Below are 13,296 nucleotides of genomic sequence, written 5' to 3'. Positions count from 1 at the left end.
CGATTCGTCGTTTTGTCTGCAGGCGAGTATAATTCCTCAAGTTAACTTGAGGTAAAGCGCTTTATGGAAAAGAAATCACCCCGCATCAAAATGCTGTTGACGCCTGGAGAAGTGGCAAAACGAACCGGCGTGGCGGTCTCGGCCCTCCATTTTTATGAGAGTAAAGGATTGATCCACAGTCAGCGGAATGCCGGCAATCAGCGGCGCTACCGGCGTGACGTTCTGCGCGCGGTGGCGATTATCAAAATTGCGCAACGTATTGGCATCCCGCTGGCCACTATCGGCGACGCGTTTGGCGTGCTGCCGGAAGGGCACAATCTCAGCGCAAAAGAGTGGAAGATGCTGTCATCGCAGTGGCGTGAGGAGCTGGATCGGCGCATTCATACCCTGACGGCGCTACGCGACCAGCTCGACGGCTGTATCGGCTGCGGCTGTTTATCGCGACGCGACTGCCCGCTGCGCAACCCGGGCGATAAACTGGGGGAAGAGGGAACCGGCGCCCGGCTGCTGGAAGACGAGTGATAAAACTAAAGCGCCACAACTGGGCGCTTTAGTTGTTTTCCGGTCTTGGTCTTTCGCATTATCTCGCTGGTTCGCGAGAGGGTTTCCCCCGACGTCGACGTCCCTCAGTATTGCGCAATCTGTTGATGGAGGTTCCGGTTTGCGTCGACACTTTAACTATGGCATCTGCCGTCGCTTTTTCCTCACTATTTTGCTGAAATTTTCCCGGCAATGAGCGCCTGTTCCTATAGTTAATTTGAACAAACTACGGGAGAGGCTCATGCTGACGGTTCATCATCTTAATCAATCACGATCGCAACGCGTACTGTGGGCACTGGAAGAGCTGCAGCTGCCTTATCAGATAGTCCGCTATCAGCGGGAGAAAACGATGCTGGCGCCGGCGGCGCTGAAAAAAATCCATCCGTTGGGCAAATCACCGGTACTGGAAGACAACGGCTATGTGCTGGCGGAGTCCGGGGCGATCCTCGAGTATTTGCAGGAAACCTGGGACAGCGGCGGGTTGTTGAAGCCGCAGGGAATTGACGACAAACTGCAGTACCGCTTCTGGCTGCACTATGCCGAAGGCTCGCTGATGCCGCTGTTGTTAATGAAGCTGGTGTTCGCCAGCCTTGGCAAACCCCCTGTGCCCTTTGGCGTTCGCTCGCTGGGTTCGCTGCTGGGCAAGGGGATACAGAAAACGTGGCTCGATCCGCAGCTGGCCACCCATGCGCGGTTCATTGACGACCATCTTGCCGCACGGCCATGGTTCGCTGGCGAGCGGCTGAGCATGGCCGATATCCAGATGAGCTTCCCGGTGATGGCATTGTTGGCGCGCGGCGGCATGCATGACCTTGTCCATATCGAGGCCTGGCGTCAGCGAGTGGAACAGCGACCGGCCTGGCAACGCGCCATCGAGCGCGGCGGCCCCTTCACCTTACCCGGCGCCTGAGATATCAGCGGATCCGATGACGTCGATAAATGAAAGCAACTCACTAAAAAATTGTTAGCGGATTGCGCATGGACGATAACGTTTGCGCATCGTCTGGTCATTTTCTGTTCGTCATAAGCGAAATTTAGCGAAATACGATAAACATCGGTTGAAAAGGGTTATCTAAAGGCCGGATAATCGTTTGCCTTTCTGTTTCGCTCCCCCTTTTTTCTGCTGTCCGGGGGAGGCGATAAGGTTGACCACCGTAGTGTATGCGCGGAGTTAAACGTTTGCTTTTTTGCGGCCCCCCTGGCGCTGCGATTCGGTACATGGAGATCGCGTTTAACTGGCAGTGGACGGTCCACCACGCATATCAACGAACGATAAAAATTTTCAGGGGAAGTTTTCTATGTCTACGCCTTCAGCGCGTACCGGCGGTTCATTGGACGCCTGGTTTAAAATTTCGGCGCGCGGCAGCACCGTGCGTCAGGAGATTGTTGCAGGTCTTACTACCTTTCTGGCGATGGTGTACTCCGTCATCGTGGTGCCGGGCATGCTCGGTAAAGCGGGCTTCCCGCCGGCCGCGGTGTTTGTCTCGACCTGTCTGGTAGCGGGCGTTGGCTCGCTGGCGATGGGATTATGGGCGAATCTGCCGATGGCGATCGGTTGCGCTATCTCGTTGACCGCCTTCACCGCCTTCAGCCTGGTGCTGGGCAGCAGATCAGTATTCCGGTAGCCCTCGGCGCAGTATTCCTGATGGGGGTCCTGTTTACGGTGATCTCGGCAACCGGCATCCGCAGCTGGATCTTGCGTAACCTGCCGCAGGGCGTGGCGCACGGTACCGGGATCGGCATTGGCCTGTTCCTGCTGCTGATCGCCGCCAACGGCGTTGGTCTGGTGATCAAAAACCCGCTGGACGGTTTGCCGGTGGCGTTGGGCAACTTTGACAGTTTCCCGGTGGTGATGTCGCTGATTGGCCTCGCGGTGATCATTGGTCTGGAAAAAATGAAGGTGCCGGGCGGCATTCTGCTGACCATTATCGGCGTGTCGATTGTCGGCCTGATTTTCGATCCCAACGTCCATTTCTCCGGCATTTTCGCTATGCCATCCCTGAGCGATGGCCAGGGTAATTCCCTGATCGGCAGCCTGGATATCGTCGGCGCGCTCAACCCGGTCGTGCTGCCAAGCGTGCTGGCGCTGGTGATGACGGCGGTCTTTGACGCCACCGGTACCATCCGTGCCGTGGCTGGCCAGGCGAACCTGCTGGATAAGGACGGACAGATCATCAACGGCGGTAAAGCGCTGACCACCGACTCCCTGAGCAGCGTCTTCTCCGGTTTAGTCGGGGCGGCGCCGGCGGCGGTTTATATCGAATCGGCGGCGGGTACCGCGGCCGGTGGTAAAACCGGTCTGACCGCAGTGACGGTCGGTGTCCTGTTCCTGCTGATCCTGTTCCTCTCCCCGCTTTCTTATCTGGTGCCGGCCTACGCGACCGCGCCGGCGCTGATGTACGTTGGCCTGCTGATGCTGAGCAACGTGGCGAAAATCGATTTCAATGACTTTGTTGACGCGATGGCTGGCCTGATCACCGCGGTGTTTATCGTGCTGACCTGTAACATCGTGACGGGCATCATGATCGGTTTCGCGACCCTGGTTATTGGCCGTCTGGTCTCCGGCGAGTGGCGCAAACTGAACCTCGGCACGGTGATTATCGCTGTGGCGCTGGTGGTGTTCTACGCCGGCGGCTGGGCGATTTAAACCCTTCGTGCTCCTCACGGGCGGCTCAGGCCGCCCGTTTTATTTTTAAGCCACATCCTGTTTCCATTTGCGTTAATCTGGGTAGCGTATGATTCACAGGCATGACGCCTTACAGGTATAAAAGAAAACGCAGCAAACAGGGAACACATGGAAATATTCTTTACCATCCTCATCATGACCCTTGTGGTCTCACTCTCCGGGGTAGTGACGCGCGTACTGCCCTTTCAGGTTCCACTTCCACTGATGCAAATCGCCATTGGCGCGCTTCTGGCGTGGCCGACCTTTGGTTTGCACGTTGAATTTGATCCAGAGCTGTTTCTGGTACTGTTTATCCCGCCGCTGCTATTCGCCGACGGCTGGAAAACGCCAACCCGCGAATTTATTGAACACGGGCGCGAGATCCTCGGCCTGGCGCTAGCGCTGGTGGTCGTGACGGTGGTCGGCATCGGCTTTCTGATCTACTGGATTGTGCCGGGCATTCCGCTGATCCCGGCGTTCGCGCTGGCGGCCGTGCTGTCGCCGACCGACGCCGTGGCGCTTTCGGGCATCGTTGGGGAAGGGCGGATACCGAAGAAAATCATGGGCATTCTGCAGGGGGAGGCGCTAATGAACGACGCCTCCGGCCTGGTCTCGCTCAAGTTTGCCGTCGCGGTGGCGATGGGCACCATGGTCTTTACCGTTGGCGGCGCCACCGTAGAATTTCTGAAGGTAGCGATTGGCGGCGTGCTGGCCGGGTTTGTGGTGAGCTGGTCGTATGGCCGCTCGATGCGCTTCCTCAGCCGCTGGGGCGGGGATGAACCCGCCACGCAGATTGTCCTGCTGTTCCTGCTGCCGTTTGCCTCCTATCTGATTGCCGAACATATCGGTGTCTCCGGCATCCTGGCGGCGGTGGCGGCGGGGATGACCATCACCCGTTCCGGCGTGATGCGCACCGCGCCCTTGGCCATGCGCCTGCGCGCCAACAGCACCTGGGCAATGTTGGAGTTTGTCTTCAACGGCATGGTCTTCCTGTTGTTGGGCCTGCAGCTGCCGGATATCCTCTCCAGTTCGCTGGTGGCGGCGGAGGCCGACCCCAACGTTGAGACCTGGATGCTGTTTACCGACATTATCCTGATCTATGCCGCGCTGATGCTGGTGCGTTTTGGCTGGCTGTGGTCGATGCGTAAGCTCAGTCAGCGCTTCCTGAAGAAGAAGCCGATGGAGTTTGGCTCCTGGACTACGCGCGAGCTGCTGATCTCCTCCGTTGCCGGGGTGCGCGGGGCGATTACCCTCGCCGGTGTGCTCTCCATTCCTCTGCTGCTGCCTGACGGGAATGTCTTTCCGGCGCGCTATGAGCTGATTTTCCTCGCCGCCGGGGTGATCCTGTTCTCGCTGTTCGTCGGGGTGATTGCGCTGCCGATCCTGCTACGTCACATTGAATCGAGCGATAATGTGCAGCAGCGGAAAGAGGAGCGTCTGGCGCGCGCGGCAACGGCTGACGTGGCGATTGTGGCGATCCAGAAGATGGAAGAGCGTCTGGCGGCGGATACCAAAGAGAATATCGATACCCAGCTGCTGACCGAAGTCAGTTCGCGGGTGATCGGTAACCTGCGCCGGCGCGCCGATGGGCGTAACGACGTGGAAACCTCTATGCTCGAAGAGAGTCTGGAACGCCGCTTCCGCCTGGCGGCGCTGCGCTCTGAGCGCGGCGAGCTGTATCATCTGCGCGCCACCCGGCAGATCAGTAACGAGACGCTGCAGAAGCTGCTCCACGATCTCGACCTGCTGGAAGCGCTGTTAATCGAAGATCAATAACCTGTAATCCGGATAGCGCGACGCTTATTCGGACTACTGGCGAGACTGCAGTAAATGTGTAGCCCCGGTAAGCGTTAGCGCGACCGGGGGAAACCCGGGCAGCGGCGCAAGCGCCTGACCCGGGCTACCCCTTCCCTTGCGGAACGCGTTGTCACCAGAGAATTATTCCAGCCAGAACGCTTTGCTGCACGTCAGCCAGGCTTCAGCGCTGCGCGACATATATACGCCTTCCCGCCAAATCATCCCCAGCTCCCAGCGCAGCTCGCTTTGCAACGGGATCCAGCAAAAATTCTGCCGGTCGAGACGCTGGCAAATCGGTTCCGGCAGGATCGCTACGCCAATGCCCGCCTGCACCATGGCGGCGAGAAAATCCCACTGGCCGCTGCGCACTGCGATACGTGGCTTCACGTCATGCTCGGCAAACAGCCGCATCAGCTGCTGGCTAAGGGCAAATTCCTCGTTGTAGATAACCAGCGGATGCGACGCCAGCTCGGCCGGCGAGAGCGAGGTTTTACCTTCCCACTCCGCGGTCCTTGGCGTCAGGACGCACAGCGGGTGATTGAACAACGGCAGAATGGTGAGGCTGCTATCCTCCTCGACAGGCAGGGCGGTCATCGCCATATCAAGTTCGCCATTGCTGACCGCCTGCTGGACCGTCAGGCCGCCAAACTCGGCGATCTTCAGCTCGACGCCCGGATAGCGCTGGCGGAAGCGACTGATCGGCTCGGCCATCAGCATCCCGACCATCGGCGGAATGCCAAGCCGCAGCACCCCTTTATGCAGGTGATTGATATCGCTCAGCTCTGACTCCAGCTGGCTGAACTCGCCCAAGATCGCCTGGCCGCGTTCAAAGACGACGCGCCCGGTATCGGTGAGCAGCAGTTTGCGGCCGTCGCGGATCAACAGCGTGCAGTTCAGCTCATCTTCGAGATTCTTGAGCATCTTGCTGATGGTGGGCTGTGTGACAAACAGCTTTTCCGCCGCGCGAGTAAAACTCTGCTGACGAACCACTTCAACGAAATAGCGCAGCGTTCGGATATCCATAATTATTCCCTGAGACTATACCTGCGATGATTTTAATTCATTTCTGTCCGCTTCGGCGGCTCTCTATACTGCTCGCCTGACTTCTTTTTTTCAGGACTATCGCACATGGCCTTCGCGCCAGCTCGCGTTGCCCCCGCCGTGGCGCAACGACTTCAGATCCCGGTACAGGTACTTCTCTACGTCGGGTTATTCATCTTCGCACAATATCTGGTGAACAGGTGGCAGGTACCGCTGCCGGCTAACCTGGTCGGCATGGTGATGCTCCTGCTGCTGATCGTCTGCCGGGTGATACCGGTAAGCTGGGTGCGCGCCGGCGCCCGCTGGCTGCTGGCGGAGATGCTGCTGTTTTTCGTCCCGGCGGTGGTCGCGGTGGTGAACTACGCCCAGCTGTTGATGGTCGATGGTTGGCGGATTTTTCTGGTGATTGCCTTAAGCACGCTGATGGTGCTCGGTGCCACCGCCTGGGTCGTTGACAAGGTCTATCGTTACGAAGTGGGCAGGTTAAAAAAATGAGCGATGCCGTGCTGAGTATCCTGTGCCTGGTGGCGACGCTGGTCCTCTATTACGCCAACAAAAAACTGTATCGCCGTTTTCATAAACTCCCTCTGATGCCGCTGGTGTTCACGCCGATCCTGCTGGTGCTGATTCTGGTGGTAGGCCACATCTCTTATCAGAGCTATATGGGAGAGACCCACTGGCTGCTGTGGCTGCTGGGCCCGGCGACCATCGCCTTTGCCGTTCCGGTGTATGAAAATGTCGCGGTGATTAAACGCCACTGGATGTCGCTCAGCGCCGGGGTGGTGACGGCGGTAGTGGTGGCTGTCACCAGTTCCGTATGGCTGGCGCGCGGGTTTATGTTGTCTGATGAAATTCAGCGTAGCCTGGCGGTGCGCTCGGTGACCACGCCCTTTGCGCTGGCGGCGGCGAAACCGCTCGGCGGTCAACCCGATCTGGTGGCGCTGTTTGTGGTGATCACCGGCGTGTTTGGCATGGCGGTGGGAGATATGCTGTTTTTACGTCTTGCTATCCGGGAGGGGATGGCGAAAGGAGCCGGGTTCGGCGCGGCTTCCCATGGTGCGGGAACGGCGCGCTCGTATGAGCTGGGCCAGCAGGAGGGCGTGGTGGCCAGCCTGGTGATGATGCTGTCAGGCGTAGTGGTGGTGCTGGCTGCGCCGGTCGTGCGCTGGCTGCTGTTTTAACATTATCGCCAGAGTGAATGTTAATAAATATTGAGGAGAGGAATAGCTATCGGCTATTCCCTGTTTTTGTTATTGATGCATTTAACGGTTCATCATAAAAGATTAAGCTAATTCTTATATCAGCGTTGACTTTGTAACTAAATGTTTCTCTGCATGCCCGTATTTAATTATGGGGCAAATATTATATAAATATCCAATTATCTTTGCGAATTTTATAACTTTATAACTCTTTGATTTTTATGGTTTTGAGTATGGCCACGCATGCGTTGCGATGTTATGTCGCAAAAAATCAATTTTTACATTAATAATTGAGTTCTTACCTCATGCTAGTTATTATTTTTACGCGAGCTTGTATTATTGAATGGATTCAAATGCTGGTCGTTTATTTATGAATAATATTAATTGTCATAAACCATATGTCATGTAAATACATGCATGACGCCGCGCTGCTTGAATTTCATTCTCTAATATCGCTGCATAAAGCAATTGACGGACTGATTGTCGTTTATAATGGATATGGGAATAAATATGAAGATGAGTAAAAAATTTATGGCGGGTGCCCTGATTTTCTCTGCCTGCAGCGCGCTGTCTACCGTTGCGCAGGCTGATAACACCATTACCTTTAATGGTATTGTTTCCGATACCACCTGTACGGCGACCATTGATGGCGGTGTAACGGCTATTGATATGGGCACCACCTCAGTGGCGGATCTGAAAGCGTATACCTTCGGCGCTGCCAAGAACTTCTCCTTTAGCTTAGCTGATTGCCCGACCGCGGAAGAAGGTGGCAACAGTATCGCCCGCGTCACTTTTGGCGGTGTTTCCGATACCGCGAACAGCGATTATTTTAAAAACCAGGCAACTGATGAGCCGGCAACCGGCGTCGCTGTGGCCCTTTTCGACGAAGCGGGCAATGTGATGAAGAATAACGAAGAGGGTTCTGATGTTGATATCTCTTCGGGTGCAGCAACCATTCCGTTCACCGTAAAAATGGTGAAATCGGGTGATGCCGATCCGACGAAAGGTACCGTTCAGACAACCGTGACTTATAACGTGACCTATCATTAATTCGGCTTCTTGTTGAATGGAGAAAGGGGAATCGCCTGCTATTCCCCTTAAATTAAACATATGAGATATCCTTTTTTTGCGATCGGTTTATTGCTGTCTTCTTCCTTCGCGCAGGCCAGCGTGGTCGTTGGCGGTACGCGTCTGGTTTTTGATGGTACGAAAAATAACGCTGTAATAACGGTTGAGAATAAAGATCAGAACAGCAATATCGTTCAGTCCTGGCTCTCGGTGGTTGATGCAGCCTCACCCGCCAAAGACGCATTTATTATTACGCCGCCGCTGTTTCGTCTCAAAGCCGGGGAGAAAGGATTTGTCCGCGTAGTTCGATCAGGAAAGAAATTACCCGACGATCGCGAGTCGATGTTTTGGCTCAATATTAAAGGGATCCCGGCAACAGAATATGTACCTGATAAAAATGTCGTACAGTTTGCGATTAATTCGAAAATAAAATTGATTTATCGACCCGCTGCGTTAAAAGGTAATACACCGGAAGCGTACGCTGAAAAATTACAGTGGGGGAAAGAGGGGACGTCGGTGACGGTAAAAAATAACTCACCGCTGTATATGAATTTCTCACAGGTTAGCCTTAACGGTAAAAATATTTCTGGCGCATGGTTTGCTGCCCCGTTTTCCACCTTAAAAATACCCGTGCAGAGTAGCCTGTCGGCGACAGGAAAAAAAGAGATCACATGGAGCGTGATTAATGATTATGGTATGTCAGGGAAGAAATATACCGCTATCATTCAGTAGCGTTGAGCTGCTATTTTCAACTAAAAGTATCTGCGTCGCTATTATTCTGTGCCTAAGTACTCTGCCCTCTCGCGCGGAGGCCGGCGAATATTTCAACCCAAATTTACTCGAAGTCGCTGAGAGTCCTGCGGCTTCGGTTGATCTATCCTATTTTTCGCAAGATGGCATACCGCCGGGCACCTATCACCTGGATGTTTACATCAACGATAAGTACGTCAGTTCAGACTCGCTGACTTTTCAGGAAATTAGCCATGACGCAGGCGCGACTGCTTCTCCCTGTCTGTCCGCAGAGTATCTGAATTCATGGTTGATTAATACCACCGCCTATCCGCAGCTGTTCGAGGCAGGGGAAACCTGCGCCCGGCTGTCGGCGATCCCCGGGATGACGTTCTCGGTATCTCTTGCCCAGCAGCGGATTGATTTTACCGTGCCGCAGGCCGCCATGCTGAATCGCCCCAGAGACTATATTCCCGAGAGCCAGTGGCAACAGGGGATCAACGCCGGTCTTCTCAACTATAGCGTCACCGGGCAGCGTAATGCGCCGCGGCATAACGGCGCCACTATCGACAGTCAGTTCGTCAGCCTGCAGCCAGGGCTGAATCTGGGACCATGGCGCCTGCGCAACTACAGCACCTATAGCCACAGCGATAACAACAGCCGCTGGGAGTCGGTTTACTCCTATCTTGCCCGCGATATTCACACCCTACGCAGCCAGCTGGTGGTCGGTAATACGTATACCTCTTCCGGCATTTTCGACAGTTTGAGTTTTACCGGTCTGCAGCTCAGTTCGGACAAAGAGATGCTGCCGGATAGCCTGCATGGCTTTGCGCCGACGATTCGAGGGATCGCGCGCACCACCGCGGAGGTCTCGGTTTATCAGAATGGTTACAGCATTTATAAAACCACCGTCGCTCCCGGCGCCTTTGAAATTAACGATCTGTACGCCACCGGCAGCGCCGGCGACCTGTACGTCAACATTAAAGAGTCTGACGGCAGCGAGCAAAACTTTGTGGTGCCTTTCGCGTCGCTGGCGATCCTGCAACGTGAGGGCCAGCTGGACTATGCGCTGAGCAGCGGCAGGACGCGATCGGGCAGCTCCGACGATAAAGAATATAACTTTATTCAGTCTTCCCTGGCCTATGGCGCCACCAGCAACATCACTCTTTATACTGGTTTCCAGCAGGCGGAAGATAAATATACCAACCTGTTGTTAGGCGCTGGCTTTAACCTCGGTACTATCGGTGCGCTGTCGTTTGATGGCTCTCAGTCGTGGGCCGACGTGAAAACCAGCGATACGGCCTCGTCAACCAGTAAAGAGCAAGGGCAATCGTATCGCGTCCGCTTCAGTAAAAGCTTTCTGCAGACGGGCACCAGCTTTTCCGTGGCTGGTTATCGCTACTCCACCTCGGGATATTATTCGTTTCAGGACTTTGTCGATAACTCTTCCACACAGCGCGACTGCTGTACGCAGAGCGGCAGAACGAAAGGCCGGTTTGACGCATCGCTGTCGCAGACGCTGTTTGGCTATGGTTCGCTCTCGCTTTCGTTGGTCAATGAGACCTACTGGGACAGTTCGCGTATGGAATCGGTGGGCGTGGGTTATAGCGGGTCGATTGGCAAGGCCTCCTACTTTATTAACTATTCCTATAACCGCAATGTGCAAAGCAGCGATGACAGCGACAATAACCGGCCGGCCAGCGATACGGTCGTCTCCCTGACGTTAAGTATTCCGCTTGGCGAGACGCTCTCGGCAAATTACACCATGAACCATGGTCGGCATAACGACACCACGCACAGCGTGGGGCTCAACGGCTCGGCGTTCGAGGATCGTTCCCTGAACTGGAGCGTACTGGAAGGGTACAACACGCAGGATAAAAGCACCTCCGGTAACCTCAGCGTCAACTACCAGGGTTCGAAAGGGGATGTGGCTGGCGGCTATGGCTACGACCGCTACAGCAATCACTACAACTATTCGCTGCGCGGGGGCATGGTCGCCCATGCGGGCGGACTCACGCTATCACGCTTTCTGGGCGAGAGTTCTGCGCTGGTCGAAACGCCTGGCGTCAGCGATGTGACAGTGCGCGGTCAGACAAACGTGACGACGGATGCCGCCGGATATGCGGTGGTGCCTTACGTCCGTCCGTACCATCGTAACAGCCTGGCGCTGGATGAACAGGAAATACCTGGCGCTGAAGTGGATAACGTCGCCAGAACGGTGGTTCCGACGCGCAATGCGATCGTCAAAGTGAAGTACGACACGCGAATTGGCTATAAGGCGATGCTCACTCTGCGTACCCGCAATGGCGTGGTGCCTTTCGGCGCGCTGGTGACCCTCGATAATGATCACGGTAGCGCGTCGCGCAGCAATATCGTTGGCGATGAGGGGCAGGTGTATCTGACGGGGCTGCAGAAAAAAGGCCAGCTGTTAGCGCGCTGGGGGGAGAAAAGCAGTGAGCAGTGCACCGTTCATTATGACTTCTCCGGCATGGCCCTTGGCGACGATATTCTGTTCTATCAGGCCGCATGTCGGTAATGGATGCAGGTTTTCAACATGGAAGAGGGGCTGATATGAATATGCGAGACGGCAGCACAAGGGGCCTCCTGGTGGCCAGCCTTTTGCTGCTCTCCCTTCCGGCGCTGGCTTATGAGGGCAGCAGCACGGTCAATTTTAACGTCACGGGCACCATCGAAGCGCCTTCCTGTGAGGTGGCCGTGGAGCCGTCGAACAGTATCGATTTAGGCACCGTCTCCTCGCAGACGTTCTCCGGACATGCCGGGGCGAGCGGCGCCAGCGTGCCGGTTAAGCTGGTCTTTTCCAGCTGTTCCGCCGATGCGTCGGCGGTGACCATCGCGTTTAGCGGCACCAGCTTCGATAGCACCCACGCTTCAATCTATAAAAACTTCCAGACTGGCAGCAGCGGTGCCAGCGGCGTCGGTTTGCAGCTGCAGAGCATGACCGACCAGCAGCCCCTTGGCCCCGGCGACCAGTATCTCTATACCTTTGGGGACGATGCGGATATCCATACCTTTAATATGGTGGCACGTATGTATTCGCCCTATGGCCAGGCGAACCCCGGCATCGTCGGGTTTACCGCCACGTTTGATGTGGTCTACAAATAATATTTCGACAGGGATGAGTATGAAAAAACTGATCTTCTTATGCATGCTGGTACTGTGCCCCCTCTATAGCTGGGCGACCTGCAGCGGAACTAACTCTGGCGATGTCTCAATGACCAACCTGCCGGAAAAGATCCTGGTCAACGCCGGGAGCTATACCGCCGGCACCGTGCTGTATGACTCGGGAAAAATTACCCGCGCGCAAACAGCATTTACCAACTGTCAGGGCAACGTCTATGCGGTATTTGCCTGGTCCTCGAACAATGCCGGGGCGCTGATAGGGGATAATATCTATGCCACCTCGGTGCAGGGGATTGGCCTCCGCGTCAAGGTGTGGCTCAATATCAGCGGTGAATATGAAGGTGATACTGATGATTTCAGCCCCGACTCGCAGGTACATTATATCGGGGATGTGAACTATTACCTCGGTAAGCCTACCGGTCTGTTTGATTATTATGCCTCGACCCATTACACCCCGGCATATCAGCTGCAGCTGGTGGCCACCGGCGGCGCTATTGCCAGCAACAGTCAATTATCGTTCAGCGATCCGGTGGCCACGGTATCGGCAAAAGATAATGGCGGGACAATCTCCATTTCCCGGCTGCACATTAGCGGCACCACCAGCATCCAGATGATCCCGATGGGATGCATCGTTAGTAGCAATAATCTCAGTTTTTCCATGGGCAGCATCAATGCCAGCGAGTTTAACACGGCGACGAAAGTGGGGTCAGCACGCCAGTCTTTGACTCTCTCCTGCGAACCGGGGACCAACGTCTCAATGCGAGTGGCGGCGGCGCAAGCGAGTGGGGATAACCCTGGCAACACGGTGATGGCCTTAACGGCAGGGGAGAATGTCGCCACCGGGGTGGGGGTTCAGTTGAATATGGATGGCGAAGCGCTGCCGTTAAATACCGATATCAGCCTCTATACTTCGAGCCGCACGACGGTGACCAACAGCGGCGCGGACGCCAGCTACAGCTATTTCACCAATCCCGACAGCCCAGCGGCGCAGCGGCCATGCAGACGCTCGCCTTATCCACTAACTATTACAGGACGGGGAGCGCGGTGACCGCGGGGACAGCCAACGCCACCGGGGTGATCACCTTTACTTATAACTGAGGGGAGAATCCCTTCCCG

10 protein-coding genes and 2 pseudogenes are annotated in these 13,296 nt (G+C 55.6%); 11 read left to right on the top strand and 1 reads right to left on the bottom strand.

The features are described from left to right. The first annotated feature begins 63 nt into the window (after nucleotides 1–63). The 4 genes and pseudogenes from soxR (at nucleotide 64) to LPQ25_RS24230 (ending at nucleotide 4,981) form a co-directional block, all read left to right on the top strand. Nucleotides 64–522, top strand: a complete 459-nt coding sequence (gene soxR, locus LPQ25_RS24245; RefSeq protein ID WP_002885077.1) for a redox-sensitive transcriptional activator SoxR — start codon at nucleotides 64–66, stop codon at nucleotides 520–522. Between the two features lie 259 nt (nucleotides 523–781). Next, a complete protein-coding gene (locus tag LPQ25_RS24240; protein WP_002885078.1) occupies nucleotides 782–1,450 on the top strand; it encodes a glutathione S-transferase family protein in 669 nt (222 codons plus the stop codon). Between the two features lie 388 nt (nucleotides 1,451–1,838). Further along, a pseudogene (locus LPQ25_RS24235) lies at nucleotides 1,839–3,187 on the top strand (NCS2 family permease). Nucleotides 3,188–3,334: 147 nt separating this feature from the next. Further along, a complete protein-coding gene (locus LPQ25_RS24230) occupies nucleotides 3,335–4,981 on the top strand; it encodes a Na+/H+ antiporter (RefSeq protein ID WP_002885082.1) in 1,647 nt (548 codons plus the stop codon). A 162-nt stretch (nucleotides 4,982–5,143) separates the two neighbouring features. On the opposite strand, the gene LPQ25_RS24225 is transcribed toward LPQ25_RS24230, so the two are convergent. Continuing rightward, nucleotides 5,144–6,025 carry a LysR family transcriptional regulator gene (locus tag LPQ25_RS24225; RefSeq protein WP_002885085.1) on the bottom strand — a complete coding sequence of 294 codons (882 nt, stop codon included), beginning with the start codon at nucleotides 6,023–6,025 and terminating at the stop codon, nucleotides 5,144–5,146. A gap of 105 nt (nucleotides 6,026–6,130) precedes the next feature. On the opposite strand from LPQ25_RS24225, the gene LPQ25_RS24220 reads away from it, so the two are divergent. From LPQ25_RS24220 to LPQ25_RS24190, 7 genes and pseudogenes are all read left to right on the top strand, one after another. After that, on the top strand, nucleotides 6,131–6,538 hold the full coding sequence (locus LPQ25_RS24220; protein ID WP_002885086.1) for a CidA/LrgA family protein: 408 nt from the start codon (nucleotides 6,131–6,133) through the stop codon (nucleotides 6,536–6,538). Beyond that, nucleotides 6,535–7,224: an LrgB family protein gene (locus tag LPQ25_RS24215; protein ID WP_002885088.1), complete on the top strand. Its 690-nt coding sequence runs from the start codon at nucleotides 6,535–6,537 to the stop codon at nucleotides 7,222–7,224. Before LPQ25_RS24220 ends, LPQ25_RS24215 begins: the two co-directional genes overlap by 4 nt. Nucleotides 7,225–7,734: 510 nt before the next feature. Then, complete coding sequence (locus tag LPQ25_RS24210) at nucleotides 7,735–8,292, top strand: fimbrial protein (RefSeq protein ID WP_012737168.1); 558 nt, start codon at nucleotides 7,735–7,737, stop codon at nucleotides 8,290–8,292. Between the two features lie 60 nt (nucleotides 8,293–8,352). Next, nucleotides 8,353–9,042 carry a fimbrial assembly chaperone gene (locus tag LPQ25_RS24205; protein ID WP_004210006.1) on the top strand — a complete coding sequence of 230 codons (690 nt, stop codon included), beginning with the start codon at nucleotides 8,353–8,355 and terminating at the stop codon, nucleotides 9,040–9,042. After that, nucleotides 8,996–11,575, top strand: coding sequence for a fimbria/pilus outer membrane usher protein (locus tag LPQ25_RS24200; RefSeq protein WP_012737169.1), 2,580 nt, complete (start codon nucleotides 8,996–8,998; stop codon nucleotides 11,573–11,575). Before LPQ25_RS24205 ends, LPQ25_RS24200 begins: the two co-directional genes overlap by 47 nt. 35 nt (nucleotides 11,576–11,610) lie before the next feature. Then, nucleotides 11,611–12,162, top strand: a complete 552-nt coding sequence (locus LPQ25_RS24195; RefSeq protein WP_004178295.1) for a fimbrial protein — start codon at nucleotides 11,611–11,613, stop codon at nucleotides 12,160–12,162. A 19-nt stretch (nucleotides 12,163–12,181) separates the two neighbouring features. After that, a pseudogene (locus LPQ25_RS24190) lies at nucleotides 12,182–13,278 on the top strand (type 1 fimbrial protein). Nucleotides 13,279–13,296: the final 18 nt, after the last annotated feature.

The sequence above is a fragment of the Klebsiella sp. KPN54798 genome (assembly GCF_021184225.1).
Taxonomy (GTDB): Bacteria; Pseudomonadota; Gammaproteobacteria; order Enterobacterales; family Enterobacteriaceae; genus Klebsiella; species Klebsiella pneumoniae.
The sequence above is the reverse complement of the archived record's forward strand: the minus strand, read 5'-3'. Positions and strand labels throughout refer to the sequence as shown.

Excerpts from the sequence above, each read along its gene's own strand:
- LPQ25_RS24210 (WP_012737168.1), top strand. The coding sequence starts at position 7,735 with ATGGATATGGGAATAAATATGAAGATGAGTAAAAAATTTATGGCGGGT.
- LPQ25_RS24225 (WP_002885085.1), bottom strand. The coding sequence starts at position 6,025 with ATGGATATCCGAACGCTGCGCTATTTCGTTGAAGTGGTTCGTCAGCAG.
- LPQ25_RS24215 (WP_002885088.1), top strand. The coding sequence starts at position 6,535 with ATGAGCGATGCCGTGCTGAGTATCCTGTGCCTGGTGGCGACGCTGGTC.
- LPQ25_RS24230 (WP_002885082.1), top strand. The coding sequence starts at position 3,335 with ATGGAAATATTCTTTACCATCCTCATCATGACCCTTGTGGTCTCACTC.
- LPQ25_RS24195 (WP_004178295.1), top strand. The coding sequence starts at position 11,611 with ATGAATATGCGAGACGGCAGCACAAGGGGCCTCCTGGTGGCCAGCCTT.
- LPQ25_RS24200 (WP_012737169.1), top strand. The coding sequence starts at position 8,996 with ATGATTATGGTATGTCAGGGAAGAAATATACCGCTATCATTCAGTAGC.
- soxR (WP_002885077.1), top strand. The coding sequence starts at position 64 with ATGGAAAAGAAATCACCCCGCATCAAAATGCTGTTGACGCCTGGAGAA.
- LPQ25_RS24220 (WP_002885086.1), top strand. The coding sequence starts at position 6,131 with ATGGCCTTCGCGCCAGCTCGCGTTGCCCCCGCCGTGGCGCAACGACTT.
- LPQ25_RS24240 (WP_002885078.1), top strand. The coding sequence starts at position 782 with ATGCTGACGGTTCATCATCTTAATCAATCACGATCGCAACGCGTACTG.
- LPQ25_RS24205 (WP_004210006.1), top strand. The coding sequence starts at position 8,353 with ATGAGATATCCTTTTTTTGCGATCGGTTTATTGCTGTCTTCTTCCTTC.